The following is a 17199-nucleotide window of genomic DNA, read 5'->3' as shown; positions in this document are numbered from 1 at the left end:
ATGGCCCTCCCTTTTTTTGTTGCCTGCCACCATGCACTGTCCCTTCTGCGGTGCCAACGACACCAAGGTCATCGACTCGCGTCTGGTCGCCGAGGGCGAACAGGTGCGCCGCCGGCGTGAATGCCTGGCCTGCGGCGAGCGTTTCACGACGTTCGAGACCGCCGAACTGGTGTTGCCGCGCCTGATCAAAACCGACGGTAGCCGTCAGCCCTTCGATGAAGAAAAACTTCGCGCGGGCATGCAGCGTGCGCTGGAGAAGCGCCCGGTGAGTGTCGAGCGCCTCGAATCGTCGCTGGTGCATATCAAACACAAACTGCGCGCCACCGGCGAGCGCGAGGTCAAATCCCTCGTGGTCGGTGAACTGGTGATGGCCGAGCTGCAAAAGCTCGACGAAGTCGCCTACATTCGTTTCGCCTCCGTGTATCGGCGCTTCCAGGACCTCAACGAGTTCCGGGAAGAGATTGATCGCCTGGCCCGTGAGCCGGTGAAAGAATGACCACGTCCCCCGAACAAGCCATCCTCGACGCCCATTACATGGCTCGCGCCCTGGAACTGGCGCGCAAAGGCCATTACACGACACACCCCAACCCTCGCGTTGGCTGCGTGATCGTGCGTGACGGGCAGATTGTCGGCGAAGGCTGGCATGTGCGCACTGGCGAGCCCCACGCTGAAGTCCACGCCCTGCGTGCCGCAGGCGACAAGGCCCGAGGTGCCACCGCTTACGTGACCCTCGAACCGTGCAGCCACCACGGCCACACGCCGCCTTGCGCCGATGCGCTGGTGAATGCCGGCCTCGCCCGGGTTGTCGCAGCGATGCAAGACCCGAACCCGTCGGTGGCCGGTCGCGGCCTGCAGCGCCTGGCCCAGGCCGGCATCGCCATCGAAAGTGGCGTGCTGGAAGGCGAGGCGCGCAAGCTTAATCAAGGCTTCCTCAAACGCATGGAACACGGCTTGCCGTTCGTGCGGGTCAAGTTGGCCATGAGCCTGGACGGTCGCACGGCGATGGAAAGCGGCGAGAGCCAATGGATCACCGGCCCGGCCGCACGTTCGGCGGTGCAACGCCTGCGGGCGCAGGCCAGCGTGGTGCTGACCGGCGCCGACACGGTGCTGGCGGACAACGCCCGCTTGACCGTGCGTGCCGATGAGCTGGGCCTGGACGCCGAGCAAACGGCCCAGGCCATGAGCCGTCCGCCGCTGCGCGTGCTGATCGACGGCCGTCTGCGAGTGCCGCTGGATGCACCGTTTTTCAAGGCCGGGCCGGCATTGGTCGCCACCTGCATGGCGATTGAAGAGCAGTACGCGAACGGCCCGGAATGCCTGATCGTGGCGGGCGACGATGGTTTGGTTGACCTGCGAAAATTGCTGGTCGAACTCGCTGCACGCGGGGTCAACGAAGTGTTGGTTGAGGCAGGCCCGCGTCTGGCCGGGGCTTTTGCCCAGCAAGGTCTGGTGGATGAGTTCCAGATTTTCATCGCCGGCAAGTTCCTCGGCTCCTCGGCTCGGCCGCTGCTGGACTGGCCGATCGCGCAAATGAAGGATGCGCCTGAGCTCAAAATCACCGAAATTCGCGCGGTTGGCGATGACTGGCGAGTCATCGCCATTCCTGCGCCAGCGGCGAGCGTATAATTCCCGGCCTGCGCCACGCGACGGCCCTGTTCTCGAGGAGAACTCCATGTTTACCGGCATCATCGAATCCATCGGCAGTATTCGTGCATTGACCCCAAAAGGCGGTGATGTGCGGGTCCACGTAGAAACTGGCAAGCTTGATTTGAGCGACGTCAAACTGGGCGACAGCATCGCGGTCAACGGCGTGTGCCTGACGGCGGTTGAGCTGCCGGGTAACGGCTTTGCGGCGGACGTCAGTCGCGAAACCCTCGACTGCACCGCCATGAACGACCTGAAAAGCGGCAGCCCGGTGAACCTGGAAAAAGCCCTGACCCCGACCACTCGCCTCGGCGGGCACCTGGTCAGCGGTCACGTCGATGGCGTGGGTGAAGTGGTTTCCCGTACCGAGAATGCGCGCGCCGTGGAATTCCGCATCCGTGCGCCGAAAGACCTGGCCAAGTACATTGCCCATAAAGGTTCGATCACCGTCGACGGCACCAGCCTGACCGTGAACGCGGTCGATGGCGCCGAGTTCATGCTGACGATCATTCCGCACACCCTGAGCGAAACCATCATGGCGTCATACCAGCCAGGTCGCCGGGTAAACCTTGAAGTTGACTTGCTGGCACGTTATCTGGAGCGCCTGTTGCTGGGCGACAAGGCCGCAGAGCCAACCTCCGGAAACATCACCGAAAGCTTTCTGGCCGCCAACGGCTACCTCAAATCCTGACCCAAGGGGGTGCCTTGTGGCGCTCAATAGCATCGAAGAACTGGTTGAAGACATCCGCCAAGGCAAGATGGTCATCCTCATGGATGACGAAGACCGCGAGAACGAAGGCGACCTGATCATGGCCGCCGAGTGCTGCAAGGCCGAACACATCAACTTCATGGCCAAGCACGCCCGTGGCCTGATCTGCATGCCGATGAGCCGCGAGCGTTGCGAGCTGCTCAAGCTGCCCTTGATGGCGCCGCGCAACGGTTCCGGCTTCGGCACCAAGTTCACCGTGTCCATCGAAGCGGCCGAAGGCGTGACCACCGGTATTTCCGCTGCCGACCGCGCACGCACCGTGCAAGCGGCTGCGGCGAAAGACGCCAAGGCTGAAGACATCGTCAGCCCCGGCCACATTTTCCCGCTGATGGCCCAGGCCGGCGGTACCCTGGCCCGCGCTGGCCACACCGAAGCGGCGTGCGACCTGGCGCGCATGGCCGGTTTCGAGCCAAGCGGCGTGATCTGCGAAGTGATGAACGACGACGGCACCATGTCCCGTCGCACCGAGCTCGAAGCCTTCGCGGCCGAACACAACATCAAGATCGGCACCATTGCCGACCTGATTCACTACCGGATGATCCACGAACGTACCGTTCAGCGGATTGCCGAGCAGCCTTTGGACAGCGAACTGGGCCAGTTCAACCTGGTGACCTATCGTGATTCCGTGGAAGGTGACGTGCACATGGCCCTGACCCTGGGCACCGTGTGCGCCGAAGAACCGACCCTGGTTCGCGTACACAACATGGACCCGCTGCGCGACCTGTTGATGGTCAAGCAACCGGGCCGCTGGAGCCTGCGCGCCGCCATGGCTGCGGTGGCCGAGGCCGGCAGCGGCGTGGTGCTGTTGCTCGGTCACCCGCTCGATGGCGACGTATTGCTGGCGCACATCCGTGAAACCGCGGATCAGGCCATCGTGAAAAAACCGACCACCTACAGCATCGTCGGTGCCGGTTCGCAGATCCTCCGGGACCTGGGCGTGCGCAAAATGCGCTTGATGTCTGCGCCAATGAAATTTAATGCGATATCCGGTTTCGATCTGGAAGTTGTAGAATACGTGCCCTCCGAATAATGACCGGTTGTTTCCAGTCCTTGATTCGCGGCTAACACATCACCGAGGGATGCGTAGAAAACGCGTCCCGGCTCTTTAAGAGATCTAACGAATGACCCTGAAGACCATCGAAGGTACCTTCATCGCCCCTAAAGGCCGCTACGCTCTGGTAGTGGGCCGCTTCAACAGCTTCGTCGTTGAAAGCCTGGTCAGCGGTGCAGTTGATGCCCTGGTTCGCCACGGCGTGAGCGAAAGCGACATCACCATCATCCGCGCGCCTGGCGCCTTCGAAATCCCGCTGGTTGCGCAGAAAGTCGCTCAGAAGGGCGAGTACGCGGCAATCATCGCCCTGGGCGCGGTCATTCGTGGCGGTACTCCGCATTTCGAATACGTGGCTGGCGAATGCACCAAGGGCCTGGCCCAGGTGTCCATGGAGTTTGGCGTTCCAGTCGCATTTGGCGTGCTGACCGTTGATTCCATCGAGCAAGCCATCGAACGTTCCGGCACCAAGGCCGGTAACAAAGGCGCCGAAGCTGCCCTGTCCGCTCTGGAAATGGTCAGCCTGCTGGCGCAGTTGGAGGCCAAGTGATTAGCGACGAAAGTGATCGTTTCAACCCGCGCGATCCAAAGCCTGCGGATGCCGGCAAGCCATCGAAAAGCGTCAAGCGTCGCGAAGCCCGTCAGCTCGCGACCCAAGCGCTGTACCAATGGCACATGGCCAAGCAGTCGCTGAACGAGATCGAAGCGCAGTTTCGGGTCGATAACGATTTCAGCGATGTCGATGCCGCGTACTTCCACGACATCCTGCACGGCGTTCCGGCCAACAAGCCTGAAATCGACGCTGCACTGACGCCGTGCCTGGACATCACCATCGAAGAGCTGGACCCGGTTGAACTGGCTGTTCTGCGCCTGTCGACCTGGGAACTGCTCAAGCGCGTCGATGTGCCGTACCGCGTTGTGATCAACGAAGGTATCGAGCTGGCGAAAGTCTTCGGTTCCACCGATGGCCACAAATTCGTCAACGGCGTACTCGACAAGCTGGCCCCGCGTCTGCGTGAAGCTGAAGTGAAGGCGTTCAAGCGCTAATCGGCGCTTGATAGCTGCCACATGGGCGAGTTTGAGCTGATCCGCAATTTCTTCGCCGCCGCGCCTTGTGCGCAAGGCGGCGAAGGCGTTGCCCTCGGGATCGGTGATGACTGCGCCTTGCTCGCTGTTCCCCCCGGGGAGCAGTTGGCCATTTCCACCGACACGCTGGTTACCGGCGTGCATTTCGCAGAGCCTTGCGACCCTTTTCTGCTCGGTCAGCGTTCGCTGGCTGTGGCCGTCAGTGATCTGGCCGCCATGGGCGCCACCCCCGTTGCCTTTACCCTTGCCCTGACCTTGCCGACGGTGACCGTCGATTGGCTGGACGCTTACGCCCGTGGTTTGAACGTCATGGCGCAGCACTGTGGCGTGGCGCTGGTGGGCGGTGATACCACGCGCGGGCCGCTGAGCCTGACCATGACCGTGTTTGGTCGTGTGCCGGCCGGCAAGGCGTTGACCCGCAGCGGTGCGCAGCCCGGCGATTTGCTCTGCGTGGGCGGTGAGTTGGGTAATGCAGCGGGTGCCTTGCCGCTGGTGCTGGGGCAGCGGACGGCTGACGCCGCCATCGCTGATCCATTGCTGGCCCATTACTGGTCGCCGCGGCCGCAGCTGGCGTTGGGCCAGGCACTACGCGGCAAAGCCACGTCGGCGCTGGATATCTCCGACGGCCTGCTCGCTGACTGCGGGCATATTGCCCTGGCGTCGAAGGTCGGCATTCAAGTTGAACGGGACCGATTGCCGCTGTCGAACGCTTTAGTGGCCTTCCTCGGCCAATCGGGTGCCGAAGCGGCAGCGTTGAGCGGCGGGGACGATTACGTGCTGGCCTTCACCCTACCGTCCGTCGAGTTGCCCGCGTTGCTGGCCGCCGGCTGGCCGATCCATGTGATCGGCAGGGTAGAGGCCGGGCAGGGCGTGGTACTGCTGGACGCCGATGGACAGGACATCACCCCGCAAACCCGGGGCTATCAACATTTTCGGGAGACACCGTGACAGATCATCCCAAACAGGTCCCGGCGGAATTCGTACCGCCTTCGGTCTGGCGCAATCCCTGGCATTTCCTGGCGTTCGGCTTCGGCTCGGGCACCTTGCCAAAGGCACCGGGCACCTGGGGTTCGTTAGTTGCGCTACCCTTTATCCCGTTGTGGCAGATGCTGCCCGACTGGGGTTACTGGCTGATGCTCGGCATCACCATGCTGTTCGGCTTCTGGCTGTGCGGCAAGGTTGCCGACGATTTGCGGGTGCACGATCACGAAGGCATCGTCTGGGACGAAATGGTCGGGATGTGGATCACCCTGTGGCTGGTGCCGGAAGGCTGGTACTGGTTGCTGGCGGGGTTCCTGGTGTTCCGCTTCTTCGACATTCTCAAGCCCTGGCCGATTCACTGGATCGACCGGCATGTGCACGGTGGCGTCGGGATCATGCTCGATGACGTATTGGCAGGCGTGTTTGCGTGGTTGGCCATGCAAGGGCTGGTGTGGATTTTCGCCTGACGGGCGAGACAGGGGACTAGGGATGGCTCGGCGCTGGTGGGTTGTGATGGTGTTCGCCATGTTTTGCTCGATCGTCCGAGCGGGCGATGCCACGACGACGCCGTCCGTGATTCATCTGGCCAGCGAAGACTGGGAAGACTACACCGCCGCTGACGGTCATGGCCTGGGTTGGGACGTGCTGCGGGAAGTGTTCGAGCCGGCCGGTGTAAAACTGGACATCCGCACCGAGCCTTACACCCGCTCCGTAGGCCTGGCGCAACTCCGCGAAGTGGATGCCTGTGTCGGCTCCTACCGCGACGAAAACAGCGATCTGCTTTATCCGCGCTGGAACTTCGATACCGATCACATCTACGCCCTGGGCCTGGCGAGCAATCCGGCACCGACCCTGGAGACGCTGGGCAACTATCGACTGGCCTGGGTCCGTGGCTACGACTACCAGGATTACCTGCCCAACGTGCAGCGCTATAACGAAGTCATCCGGCGCACCGGGATTCTGTCGATGCTGACCCACAACCGCGCCGACTACTACATCGATGCGCTGACCGAAGTCGACTATGTCCTCAAGTGGGCCAAGGATTCTTCGCAGTTTCGTCGCACCCACATCGCGGAATTGCCGCTGTACCTGTGCTTCGCCGATACGCCCAAGGCTCGGACGTTGATGGCGCTGTTCGATGAGCGCATGGAGTTGCTGGTGAAAAGCGGCCGGTTGAAACCGATCTTCGAACGCTGGAAACAACCCTATCCGTTCGATTCGAAATGAACACAAGTCCCTGTGGCACTGATGATTTCCTGTGGGCGTGAGCCTGCTCGCGATGGCGACTATCTGTTAAAGATCGGTGTTCCGACACACTGCTGTCGCGAGCAGGCTCACTCCCACAGGGTGCTTGGACGGACCTGAGATCTAACTTTTTGATCGTTATGCCCCATAATTCAGCCTAAGCGTCTGTAGGAACCTGCTGTTACAATGCCGCCTCTGCGAAACTCCAGTACTCATTGATCAGGAGCACACCGGTGCCTGTCGTTTTTGTCGCCGCTTCCAAGCTGCCAACGCCTTTTGCGCAATTCACCATGCACGGCTTTCTCGATGAAGAGAACGGGCGCGAGCACGTGGTGCTGAGCCTGGGTGAGTTCGCCGACGGTGCTCCGGTACTGGGTCGGTTGCACTCCGAATGCCTGACCGGCGACGCCTTGTTCAGCCAGCGTTGCGACTGCGGCTCGCAGCTTGAGGCCGCCTTGCAGGCCATCGCCCGTGAAGGTCGTGGCGTGTTGCTTTACCTGCGCCAGGAAGGCCGTGGCATCGGCTTGCTGAACAAGATCCGCGCCTATGAGTTGCAGGATGGCGGTGCCGACACCGTTGAAGCCAACGAGCGTCTGGGCTTTGCCGCCGACCAGCGTGACTACGCCATGTGCCTGCCGATGCTGGAACACCTGGGCGTGAAATCCCTGCGCCTGATGACCAACAATCCGCGCAAGGTCAAAGCCTTGACCGACATGGGCATCGTGGTCGCCGAGCGTGTGCCGCTGCACACCGGTCACAATCCGCACAACAAACTCTACCTGGCCACCAAGGCCAGCAAGCTCGACCACATGATGGGCAACGAGCATCAGGGCGAGGCAGACCGGGCGTGACGCGCGGTCAAGTACGGCGGCGATTGTCCTTCAACTGGTGGCAATACCTGGCTCTGGCCCTGCTGCCCCTGTTCGTGATCAATGGTGTGTTCGGCCAGGGCGAGGCGCTCCTGCCGGTGCTGGCGATGCCGTTTTTCATCGCTGGTGTCGCCTCGATGTTTGTCAGCCTGAAGTTTTTTGGTGGCTACAAGCACGCATTGATCGCCACCCAGAAAGCCCTCGACACCCCGGAAGAACCCGCCGCCTGGATTACCCTGGCCGCCAAGCGCCGCACGGCGTTGCTGGTTGCGAGCCTGCCGGCCTGGATCGGCGCGTTGGCGGTGTTCGTCGGCCTTGAAGCGGTGCCGTTGGTGCTGCTGGCGCTGTCGACCACCGTGCTGTTCTACCTCTACCGTATCCCGCGTCAACTCGGCTGATGTATCGCTTCTGGCTGGCGCTGATGCTGCTGGCCGGCAGCGGCATGGCCTGCGCTGTTGAGCGCGTTGTCAGCCTCGCGCCGTCTCTGTCTGAAATCGTTGTCGAACTGGGCTCCGCGGACCTTCTGGTCGGCGTGCTGGATGCCGGTGAACGTCCTGCCGAACTCAACGGGCTTCCATCGGTTGGCCGCTATGGCCAGTTGGATATGGAGCAGTTGCTCAGCCTGAAACCCGATTTACTTCTGCTCTGGCCCGGCAGCGTTGGCCCGGCCCAGCGTGAACAACTCAAGCGCCTGAACATCCCTACGTATGTCGCCGAACCCCACAACCTCGAACAACTGACTGCGCAGATCGAAGCGATTGCCACGCAACTCGGTCGGTCTGAGCGTGGCGTTTCATTGGCCGCGCAATTACGCCAGCGCCTGGATGTGCTGCGCCAGCGATATCGCCGGGATCAACCGTTGCGGGTGTTTTATCAGGTGTGGGATCGGCCGCTGTACACCGTTGGCGGCGGGCAGATCATCAGTGATGCGCTGGAGGTGTGCGGGGCGCGCAATGTATTCGCCGACCTGACATTGCCGGCGCCGCAGGTCAGCGTCGAGGCGGTGTTGCAGCGTAATCCCGACGTGATTCTGGTCAGTGATCAGGCGCAGCTGGAGGCGTGGAAAGCCTGGCCGCAGGTGGCGGCGGTGGCGCAGGGGCGGTTGCTGTTGGTGACGGACAAGGGGTTGGAGCGGCCGAGTGGGCAGATGATCGAGGCGACGTCCAAACTTTGCCAGGTCATCGCGCCCGACCGCTAAGACCAAGGTGCGTCCTTCGCGGGCAAGCCTCGCTCCTACAGGTCCGGGGTGATCCTTGTAGGAGCGAGGCTTGCCCGCGAAGAGGCCCGCCCGAACACCATACATTCAGAGTCCAGGCGTCCAGGTCACCCCAAACATCCACGCCCGACCTTCCTCGCGATACCCATACTGACTGCCATCATGGGTGTACAACGCCCGGCTATAGCCCTTGTCCAGCAGGTTATCGACTTTCAGCTCAAGCTTGACCTCGCGATTCAATTCCCAGCTGCTGCGCAACCCCAGCAGGGCATAGCCACCCAACGGCTGTTGATTGTTCAAGTCGTCATAGCTGCTGCTCACCGCTTGCCAGCTGGCGCCGAGGCCGAACCGGTCGAACTGACGATCCAGGTCCAGGCTCAAGGTGCGCCGCGCACGACGGGCCAGGGTATGGCCGCTGTCGCGATCCCTTGGGTCGATGATCGCCACGCCGAGGTTGCTCTGCCAGCCGAACAGTTCTTGTTTCAGAGCCGCTTCGAACCCGTTGATCCGAGCCGAAGCCACGTTCTGTGGCCGTGAGTTGCTGCCAAAAATAATCGCGTCTTCAAGGTCCGTGCGATAAAGCGACGTTTCGAGACGACTGGTCTCGGTCAACTGACTGCGCCATTGCAGCTCGTAGCTTTTCGAGGTTTCAGGCTTGAGGTCCGGGTTGCTGAAATCCGGGTAGTACAAGTCATTGAAGGTCGGTGCGCGGAAACCTTCGCTGTAGGTCAGTAATACGTCGTTGTCCGGGTTCAGCGGCAGGGTGAAGGTGCCGCTCCAGCTGTTCTGGCCGCCAAACTGCTGGTTCTGGTCCCGGCGCAGACCCAGTTCCGTGGAGAAACTGTCCGCCTGGTAGCGATGCTGGATAAACGCTGCGCGGTTCCAGCGGCTGTCCTCGTCGAACGGGGTGCTGCTGTTGATCCGGTCTTCGTACCAGTCGGCGCCGAGAATCAGGCTGTTGCGCTCATTGAGCGTCAGGTCGTTCTGCCAGTTCACCGAATCACGGTACGTGTTGAACACGCTGCGTTCATCGCTGAGTTTGTCGAGGGTCTTCTCGCGGTTTTCGCTGTGACCGAATTCGACGCGGGTTTTCCAGATGTCGTTGACCCGGGCATCGACATAGCTGCTGATGCTGCTCACGGCAAAGTCGCTGTAAGGCTGCTGCTGGAGCGATTCGAAGGTCGTCGTGTCGAAGCGCCCGAATGGATTGTCGAACTCGCTTTTGCCGCGGTTATCCAGCAGGTTGGCGCCGATTTCGATGTCGTCGGTGAGGGCATGGCTCAGGCTCAGACTGACCGATTTGTTGCGGTATTCGTCATGATCTCCGTCGCTGGGATAGGACTCGTGGGTGCGGTTGATCCCGGCGGTTTCATCGAGGCTGGCGCCGAGGTTGAAGCGGGTTTTCTCATCGCCACCGGATAATCCGAGGCTGCGCTCCCAGGTCTGATGGCTGCCAAACCCCATGTGCATACGTGGTTGCAGGCCTTGTTCGCCACCACGGCGAGTGAAAATCTGGATCACGCCGCCAATCGCATCACTGCCATAAATCACCGAACGGGAGCCGCGTAGCACTTCCACGCGCTCGACCTGGTCGATGTTGATGTGTTGCAGGTTGCTGTCGCCGGAGGTTGAGTTGCCGATGCGTTGGCCGTCCACCAGCACCAGGCTCTGCGCTGACTGGGTGCCGCGAATGTAGATCCCCGGCAGACTGCCGCGCCCGCCGGTTTGCACGACTTGCACACCGGGTACACGACTCAGCAAGTCCGTGACGCTGCCCGGTTGCAGGCGGTCGATGTCGTCGCGGGTGAAAACGGTGTTGGCGGCGCTGCTGTCGTTACGCGCTTCGACCTGACGGTTGGCGCTGATCAGCACTTCAGGGAGTTTCAGGGCTTGATCGCGTTCGAAGGTGTCGGCCAGGAGTTGGCCGGCCGGCAGCAGGGTCAGCGTCAGGGCGAGGGGGGAGAGTTTCATCGGTAATCCGTTGGCGCTTTAAAGCGAACACAAATTTTGAAAGGCACAGAAAACCAATGTGGGAGCGAGCCTGCTCGCGATGAGGGTGTGTCAGTCAAAGAAGAGGTGACTGGCAGACCGCTATCGCGAGCAGGCTCGCTCCCACAAGGGGTTTTGCATTTGTTCAGATGTTGAGTAGTTGCAGGCGTTGGCGAACCGAAGCCTCGATCCCGGCCTCATCCAGCCCGCACTCGGCCAGCATCTGCGCAGGCTTCGCGTGCTCGACGTAACTGTCCGGCAAGCCCAGATGCAGCATCGACTTGAGGATGTTTTCACGTGCCAGGAACTCGCTGACCGCGCCACCGGCGCCGCCCATGATCGCGTTCTCTTCGATCGTCACCAGTAACTCATGGCTGCCGGCAATGTCGCGAACCAGGTCTTCATCCAGCGGTTTGACGAAACGCATGTCGACCACGGTTGCATCCAGCGTCTCGGCGACTTTCAGCGCCTCGGCCAGTTGCACGCCGAACACCAGCAGGGCGACTTTGCTGCCCTGGCGACGAACCACGCCTTTGCCGATTTCAATCGGTTGCAAGTCTTTCTCGATCGTTGCATTCGGGCCGGTGCCGCGCGGATAACGCACCGCCGCCGGGCCGTTGAACAGGTGACCGGTGGTGAGCATTTTGCGCAATTCGTTTTCGTCGCTCGGGGTCATCACCAGCATGCCGGGGATGCAACGCAGGAACGACAGGTCGAAGCTGCCCGCATGGGTCGGGCCGTCTTCACCCACCAGCCCTGCGCGGTCGATGGCGAACAGCACGTCGAGGTTTTGTACCGCGACGTCATGGATCAGTTGATCGTAACCGCGTTGCAGGAAGGTCGAATAAATCGCCACAACAGGTTTCGCGCCTTCGCAGGCCATGCCGGCGGCGAGGGTCACGGCGTGTTGCTCGGCAATCGCCACGTCGAAGTAACGCAGCGGGAAACGCTCGCTGAACGCCACCAGGTCGGAGCCTTCTTTCATCGCCGGGGTGATGCCCACCAAGCGCGGATCAGAGGCAGCCATGTCGCATAGCCATTCGCCGAACACACCGGAATACTTCGGCCCACCGGATTTCTTCGGTGCAGCGGCCGGCGCATCAACGGGCTCAAGCTTGGTGATGGCGTGGTAACCGATCGGGTCGATTTCCGCCGGGGCGAAGCCTTTGCCTTTCTTGGTGACGACGTGCAGAAACTGCGGGCCTTTCAGATCGCGCATGTTGCGCAGGGTGGCGATCAAGGTCGGCAGGTCGTGGCCATCGATCGGGCCGATGTAGTTCCAGCCCAGCTCTTCGAACAGCGTGCCGGGAACCAGCATGCCTTTGGCATATTCTTCGGTGCGACGGGCGATTTCCCAGGCACCGGGCAGGCGCGACAGGACCTTTTTGCTGCCTTCACGCATGCTGGCGTAAGTGCGGCTGGAAAGGATCTTCGCCAGGTAGTTCGACAGCCCGCCGACGTTGCGCGAGATCGACATGTCGTTGTCGTTGAGGATCACCAGCATGTTGGCGTTCACTTCCGGCGCATGGTTCAGCGCCTCGAAGGCCATGCCCGCGGTCAGTGCGCCGTCGCCGATCACGGCAATGGCCTTGCGATCACTGTTCTGCAGGCGGGCGGCAATGGCCATGCCCAGCGCTGCGCTGATCGAAGTGCTGGAGTGGCCGACGCCAAAGGTGTCGTACTCGCTCTCGGAGCGACGCGGGAAGGCAGCGACGCCGTCCTTTTGGCGCAGGGTGCCCATGCGCTCGCGACGGCCGGTGAGGATTTTGTGCGGATAGGCCTGATGACCCACGTCCCACACCAGCCGGTCGTCCGGGGTGTCGAAGACGTAATGCAACGCGATGGTCAGCTCGATGACGCCCAGGCCGGCACCGAAATGCCCGCCGGTCTGACCGACCGTGTAGAGCAATTCCAGGCGCAACTCATCGGCCAGGGTTTCCAGCTCGGCTTCGCCTAACCGGCGCAGGCCGTCCGGCGTGTTGGCACGGTCGAGCAGGGGCGTGGTCGGGCGCTTGCGGGGAATCTCATGAAACGTCGTGGGCATCAGGCGAATCGTTATAGGTATAAAAGATGCGGCAGTTTACCTGATGCATCGCCCCCTGCCCACGCGTTGCTTTTAACTTGGCGGATACGCCGTCAGCTGCGTCGCTCGACGATGTAGCGGGCCAGATCGCGCAATGGCTCGGCTGCCGCGTCAAACGGTCGCAGTGCGTGCAGGGCCTGATCGCGCAGTTCCAGGGCGTAGGCCTTGGCCGCGTCGAGGCCGAGCAGGGCCGGGTAGGTCGGTTTGTCGCGCGCGATGTCGGCACCCTGGCGTTTGCCGAGGGTTTCGGTATCGCTTTCGACGTCGAGAATGTCGTCCTGCACCTGGAACGCCAGGCCGATGGCCTGTGCATAAGTCTGCAAGGACTTCAGTTCGTCCTTCTCGGCACGGCCGCTGGCCAGGGCGCCGAGTTTGACGCTGACCTCGATCAGCGCGCCGGTCTTGTGCCGGTGCATGGTTTCGAGGGCTTTTTGGTCAAGTTTCAGACCGACCGAACCAAGGTCGATGGCCTGACCGCCGACCATGCCGGCCGGGCCTGCCGCCAATGCCAGGGCGCTGACCATCTGCAGGCGGAGGTGGTCGGAGGTGAGAGCAGCGTCCGACGTGCTCAGGCGCGGGTCGAGCAGGGCGCTGAACGCCAGGCTCTGAAGGCCGTCACCGGCAAGGATCGCGCAGGCTTCATCGAATTTTTTGTGAGTGGTCGGCTGGCCGCGACGCAGATCGTCGTCGTCCATGGCTGGCAGGTCGTCGTGTACCAGGGAATACGCGTGAATCAGCTCCACCGCGCAGGCCGCGCCGTTGGCTTGCTCAGCCTTGCCACCGAGCGCTTCGCACGCGGCGTAGGCCAGGAGCGGGCGAACCCGTTTGCCACCATTCATCACGCTGTAGCGCATGGCTTCGTACAACCGCGCGAGCTCAGGGCTCGGCGCGTTGAACAGGGTTTCCAGTGCAGCGTTGACGCGGGCCTGGCTGGTCGCCGAATACGCAGCAATCATTCCGGCTGATCCGCGTCGAAGGGTTCCTCGGCCAGCTCGCCATCACGCTCGAGCAGCACTTGAACCTTTTGCTCGGCCTGGGCCAGCGCCGCCTGGCAATCGCGGGTCAGACCGATGCCTTGCTCGAAAGCCGTCAGCGAGTCTTCCAGCGACAATTCGCCGTTCTCCAGTCGCTCCACCAGCGTTTGCAGGTCAGCGAGGGATTGTTCGAAATCCAGTGCAGCTTTTTTGCGGGCCATGGCGGCTATTTCCGGTTGACGTTAAACCGGCGCGACACTAGCAGACATGGGGGGTATGGGCAAATGAGGGCGGGTTTTTGAGCCTTGATCGCAAGTTGAAAACACCCCTTGTGGCGAGGGAGCTTGCTCCCGCTGGGTCGCGCAGCAGCCCAAAAACCATTTGCCCAGGGTTTCAGGAATACCGCATTCAGCCATTTACGACTGCTGCGCAGCCGAGCGGGGGCAAGCCCCTCGCCACAAAGGAATGTCGCTTCCGTGAGTGATGGGGATTATTCGGCTCATTTCGTGAGCCGAATAAACGCGCTATTCGGCTCACGGCCCCAAATGAGCGTGATTCCTACCGCAAATATAGATGTATCCGATTGTTAAAAAACCGCCAAATGGCTAACCTTCGCGCCTTCTACGACCCGATAGTCACGGGTCTTTCTGACGAAACGCAGTTTTAGGATCTGTAACGCGCCGAGGATCGGGTGCAAGGTTTCGTTATGCATGGCAGGAGGCGTCACATGCGTTCATTTCTTCTGGTGCTGATGGCGTTGGTCTGCGCGACCGCTGCCTGGGCCGAGCCGACGGCTGAGTTGTCGGAGCCGGTCGGCGGCTGGCGCTTCAACGGCCTGCTGGACCGCAGCGAATATCCTCAAGTCGCCTATCCGACGCCGCCCATCGACCGGGGCGTGCAGCGCAATCGCACGATGATCCAGGGCCAGCTCAAGGCCATCGGCACGCAACGCGGGCCTCATACGCTGGCCGTCAACGGCAATCCCCTGAATCTGTACACCGACGACCAGGGGCGATTCGCCCGGCCGTATGCGTTCGGCGCCGGTTCCAACAGCGTTGAAGTGCGCAGCTCTGAAGGCAAGTCCCTCAAGCGCGTTCAATTCTATGAAGCCAACAACCTGCGCACCCCGGCGCGGATTCGCGTGGTGCTGGGTTGGGATGACCCGAAAGCCGAACTCGATCTGCACATCATTACCCCCGACGGCCAACACGCGTTCTGGGCTCGCCCAGCGATGAGCAATGGCGGCGGGTTGGATCCGGACGGCGTCGATGGCCCCGGCCCGGAAATGTTCACCATGACCGCGCCGATGCATGGCACCTATCTGGTTTACGTGAACTATTGGGGCAACTTCGGCAGCGGCGGCTATAACTTCGAGGAGACCAGCAACCAGAACGAGGTGATCACCTCGCAGATCAACCTGGTGCTCAACGAAAACACCGTCGACGAAAAACGCGAGACCTTCATCGTGCCCCTGCGGGCCATCGGTGACCTGCTGCTGGTCAAGACTTTCAACTATTAAGCATCCCGCTCCACGGATGACATCGGGTTTTGTGAACATGAGCGATAACACTGTTTCTCCGGCCGCCGAAACGCCAGCTGCCAAAACTCCTCGCCGCTGGCCGGCGCTACTGGTCGGGCTGATCCTGGTGGCTGGCGTCGCGGCCGGCTTGGGCTGGTTCATGCACAAACCCAAGGCGCCACCGGCCGAACTGGCCAGCGACAAGCTGGGCATGAGCCGCCCGGACGGTCTGCTCGAAACCCATTCCCTGAGCCAATTGCCCAAAGACTTGCTGGCGGTGCCGTTCCTCAAGGAAACCCTGACCGAGGATTTCGTCTTCTATTACGAAGCGCATGCGGATCGCCTCGGCCTGATCGGCAGTCTGCGGCGGATCATTTACGAACATGACCTGAAGTTGCAGGACAGTTTGATCGAGCAGCTCTTCGATCAACCGGCGGATGTGGCGTTGTGGCGTGGGGCGGACGGCCGGCTGAAAGACTTTTTGTTGGTGATGGATCGCGGTGGGCTGGCCAAGGTGCTGGAGCCGCTGGCGAAAGTGGCGCTGGATGATTCGCAGCTGACCACCGTCGCCACAGTGAAAGTCGGCACCGACGATGTGACGCTTTATCAACTCACTTACAACGCCAGCAAGGCGCTGCTGTTCGCCTCCCATGGCGACAAACTGGTGGTGCTGTCCAACCCGACCAAACTCTACGATTCAGAAGGCGGAGCTTCGGAAGAACCGGGCAGCGTCTCGACCCAGTCCATCGCCGCGTTGCTCAACGGTGACAAACTGTTCCCCGAAGCCTTCGGCCTGCCACCGCGTGCGCCCGAGGTGAAACAACGCCTGTCGGTCAACGCGAGCGTCCTGGCCATGGGTTACCAGCGTTTCATCCCGAATTTCGCCGGCCTGCGCTTCGACATGGACGACAAGGGCTGGCACAGCTTCCTCGCCATGGACGAACTGGACAACCAGCCGGACTTCGATTTCAAACCGATCTGGCAAGCCATGCCAATGGGCGCCAGCGCTTGCGTGGCCCTGCCGCTCGCCGCCGAACAGCAGAAACCGCTGCTGGTGAAACTCGGCGCCGAAGAATCCGTCGCCCAGGCGCTGACCGAACACATGGCCGGGGCCGCCGGGCTGTGCTGGTACGCCGATTCGCGGTTGTACACGCCGTTGCTGGTGGCCAGCCTGAATGACGACGACAGCGCCAAACTCGACGGTGACTTGGGCAACCTGTTCGGCTCGATGGTTGGCGCCTATGAAGGCAACGTCGAAGAACACGCGTTCCCGGTGGTCGAGAAACAGGAAGGCCAAAGCCATCAGTGGCAGCGCCAGGTCAGCTCCAACTTCGGTCCCTACAAAGCCAAGGACGCCGAGAACCCTGACGCGATCACCGGCAAGGCGTTCATGAAAGTCAGCCTGGCGCGTCACGGTTCGACGTTGCTGTTCTCCCTCGATGACAAGCTCGTGGACAAGGCCCTCGGCACCCTCGACAAACGTTTCCCGCCGATGGCTGATGTGGTACCGAAAGACCTGCTGATGCCGGTCTACTTCGGCCCGGAATCCATGGCGCAACTGATGCAGCAGGAAACCCTCGATAGCCTGCCGCAGGACATGGAGCCGGTGTTCTACAACGCCGCGCAAACCTACCTGATCCCGAAACTGCGCAAGCTTGGCGGCTATGGCAAGTACGCCCTGACTTTGCCCGAAGGCAGCGAGCCTGACGGCCATTGGCAGTGGCTGCCGCTGGAGTGGAAAGCGCTGTGACCGCACTTATCCGAGGCCTCGGCCTG

General features: G+C 61.7%; 18 protein-coding genes. 14 read left to right on the top strand and 4 right to left on the bottom strand.

All coding sequences use genetic code 11. The features are described 5' to 3' along the window. The first annotated feature begins 31 nt into the window (after nt 1-31). The 12 genes from nrdR (at nt 32) to FHL16_RS21460 (ending at nt 8840) form a co-directional block, all read left to right on the top strand. Nucleotides 32-496, top strand: a complete 465-nt coding sequence (gene nrdR, locus FHL16_RS21515) for a transcriptional regulator NrdR (RefSeq protein ID WP_003228656.1) — start codon at nt 32-34, stop codon at nt 494-496. Continuing rightward, nucleotides 493-1626 (top strand): bifunctional diaminohydroxyphosphoribosylaminopyrimidine deaminase/5-amino-6-(5-phosphoribosylamino)uracil reductase RibD, encoded by a 1134-nt coding sequence (gene ribD / locus FHL16_RS21510; RefSeq protein WP_077749236.1) that lies wholly within the window; start codon nt 493-495, stop codon nt 1624-1626. The genes nrdR and ribD overlap by 4 nt, the downstream gene beginning before the upstream one ends. A 46-nt stretch (nt 1627-1672) precedes the next feature. Next, the gene (locus FHL16_RS21505) at nt 1673-2335 is read left to right on the top strand and encodes a riboflavin synthase (RefSeq protein ID WP_010467322.1); all 663 of its coding nucleotides are present in this window, start codon (nt 1673-1675) and stop codon (nt 2333-2335) included. Nucleotides 2336-2351: 16 nt separating this feature from the next. After that, complete coding sequence (gene ribBA, locus FHL16_RS21500) at nt 2352-3443, top strand: bifunctional 3,4-dihydroxy-2-butanone-4-phosphate synthase/GTP cyclohydrolase II (protein ID WP_010467323.1); 1092 nt, start codon at nt 2352-2354, stop codon at nt 3441-3443. 91 nt (nt 3444-3534) lie between these two features. After that, nucleotides 3535-4011, top strand: coding sequence for a 6,7-dimethyl-8-ribityllumazine synthase (ribH, locus tag FHL16_RS21495; protein WP_003185938.1), 477 nt, complete (start codon nt 3535-3537; stop codon nt 4009-4011). Further along, nucleotides 4008-4508: a transcription antitermination factor NusB gene (gene nusB, locus FHL16_RS21490; RefSeq protein WP_077749235.1), complete on the top strand. Its 501-nt coding sequence runs from the start codon at nt 4008-4010 to the stop codon at nt 4506-4508. The genes ribH and nusB overlap by 4 nt, the downstream gene beginning before the upstream one ends. Before the next feature lie 21 nt (nt 4509-4529). Beyond that, a complete protein-coding gene (gene thiL / locus FHL16_RS21485) occupies nt 4530-5495 on the top strand; it encodes a thiamine-phosphate kinase (RefSeq protein ID WP_077749234.1) in 966 nt (321 codons plus the stop codon). After that, on the top strand, nt 5492-5995 hold the full coding sequence (locus FHL16_RS21480) for a phosphatidylglycerophosphatase A family protein (RefSeq protein WP_008033735.1): 504 nt from the start codon (nt 5492-5494) through the stop codon (nt 5993-5995). The genes thiL and FHL16_RS21480 overlap by 4 nt, the downstream gene beginning before the upstream one ends. 22 nt (nt 5996-6017) lie before the next feature. Continuing rightward, nucleotides 6018-6755, top strand: a complete 738-nt coding sequence (locus FHL16_RS21475) for a substrate-binding periplasmic protein (RefSeq protein ID WP_077749233.1) — start codon at nt 6018-6020, stop codon at nt 6753-6755. 251 nt (nt 6756-7006) lie between these two features. Beyond that, complete coding sequence (gene ribA, locus FHL16_RS21470) at nt 7007-7624, top strand: GTP cyclohydrolase II (RefSeq protein WP_027924335.1); 618 nt, start codon at nt 7007-7009, stop codon at nt 7622-7624. Then, nucleotides 7621-8040 (top strand): MFS transporter, encoded by a 420-nt coding sequence (locus tag FHL16_RS21465; RefSeq protein ID WP_077749232.1) that lies wholly within the window; start codon nt 7621-7623, stop codon nt 8038-8040. The genes ribA and FHL16_RS21465 overlap by 4 nt, the downstream gene beginning before the upstream one ends. Beyond that, nucleotides 8040-8840, top strand: coding sequence for a cobalamin-binding protein (locus tag FHL16_RS21460; RefSeq protein ID WP_077749231.1), 801 nt, complete (start codon nt 8040-8042; stop codon nt 8838-8840). Before FHL16_RS21465 ends, FHL16_RS21460 begins: the two co-directional genes overlap by 1 nt. A 105-nt stretch (nt 8841-8945) precedes the next feature. Here FHL16_RS21460 and FHL16_RS21455 read toward each other — a convergent pair whose 3' ends face one another. From FHL16_RS21455 to FHL16_RS21440, 4 genes are all read right to left on the bottom strand, one after another. Then, on the bottom strand, nt 8946-10829 hold the full coding sequence (locus FHL16_RS21455; RefSeq protein WP_077749230.1) for a TonB-dependent receptor domain-containing protein: 1884 nt from the start codon (nt 10827-10829) through the stop codon (nt 8946-8948). A 163-nt stretch (nt 10830-10992) separates the two neighbouring features. Then, nucleotides 10993-12891 carry a 1-deoxy-D-xylulose-5-phosphate synthase gene (gene dxs / locus FHL16_RS21450; RefSeq protein ID WP_010467331.1) on the bottom strand — a complete coding sequence of 633 codons (1899 nt, stop codon included), beginning with the start codon at nt 12889-12891 and terminating at the stop codon, nt 10993-10995. A 92-nt stretch (nt 12892-12983) separates the two neighbouring features. Further along, nucleotides 12984-13886, bottom strand: coding sequence for a polyprenyl synthetase family protein (locus tag FHL16_RS21445; protein WP_010467332.1), 903 nt, complete (start codon nt 13884-13886; stop codon nt 12984-12986). Next, nucleotides 13883-14125 (bottom strand): exodeoxyribonuclease VII small subunit, encoded by a 243-nt coding sequence (locus FHL16_RS21440; protein ID WP_007894317.1) that lies wholly within the window; start codon nt 14123-14125, stop codon nt 13883-13885. The genes FHL16_RS21445 and FHL16_RS21440 overlap by 4 nt, the downstream gene beginning before the upstream one ends. Before the next feature lie 506 nt (nt 14126-14631). On the opposite strand from FHL16_RS21440, the gene FHL16_RS21435 reads away from it, so the two are divergent. Further along, on the top strand, nt 14632-15423 hold the full coding sequence (locus tag FHL16_RS21435; protein WP_077749229.1) for a YfaP family protein: 792 nt from the start codon (nt 14632-14634) through the stop codon (nt 15421-15423). 37 nt (nt 15424-15460) lie between these two features. Further along, nucleotides 15461-17173, top strand: a complete 1713-nt coding sequence (locus FHL16_RS21430) for a DUF2138 domain-containing protein (RefSeq protein WP_010467334.1) — start codon at nt 15461-15463, stop codon at nt 17171-17173. Nucleotides 17174-17199: the final 26 nt, after the last annotated feature.

The organism is Pseudomonas sp. FSL W5-0299 (assembly GCF_005930655.1).
Lineage (GTDB): Bacteria > Pseudomonadota > Gammaproteobacteria > Pseudomonadales > Pseudomonadaceae > Aquipseudomonas > Aquipseudomonas mandelii.
Note: the sequence above shows the minus strand (reverse complement) of the source record. Positions and strands in the feature narration are given on the sequence as shown.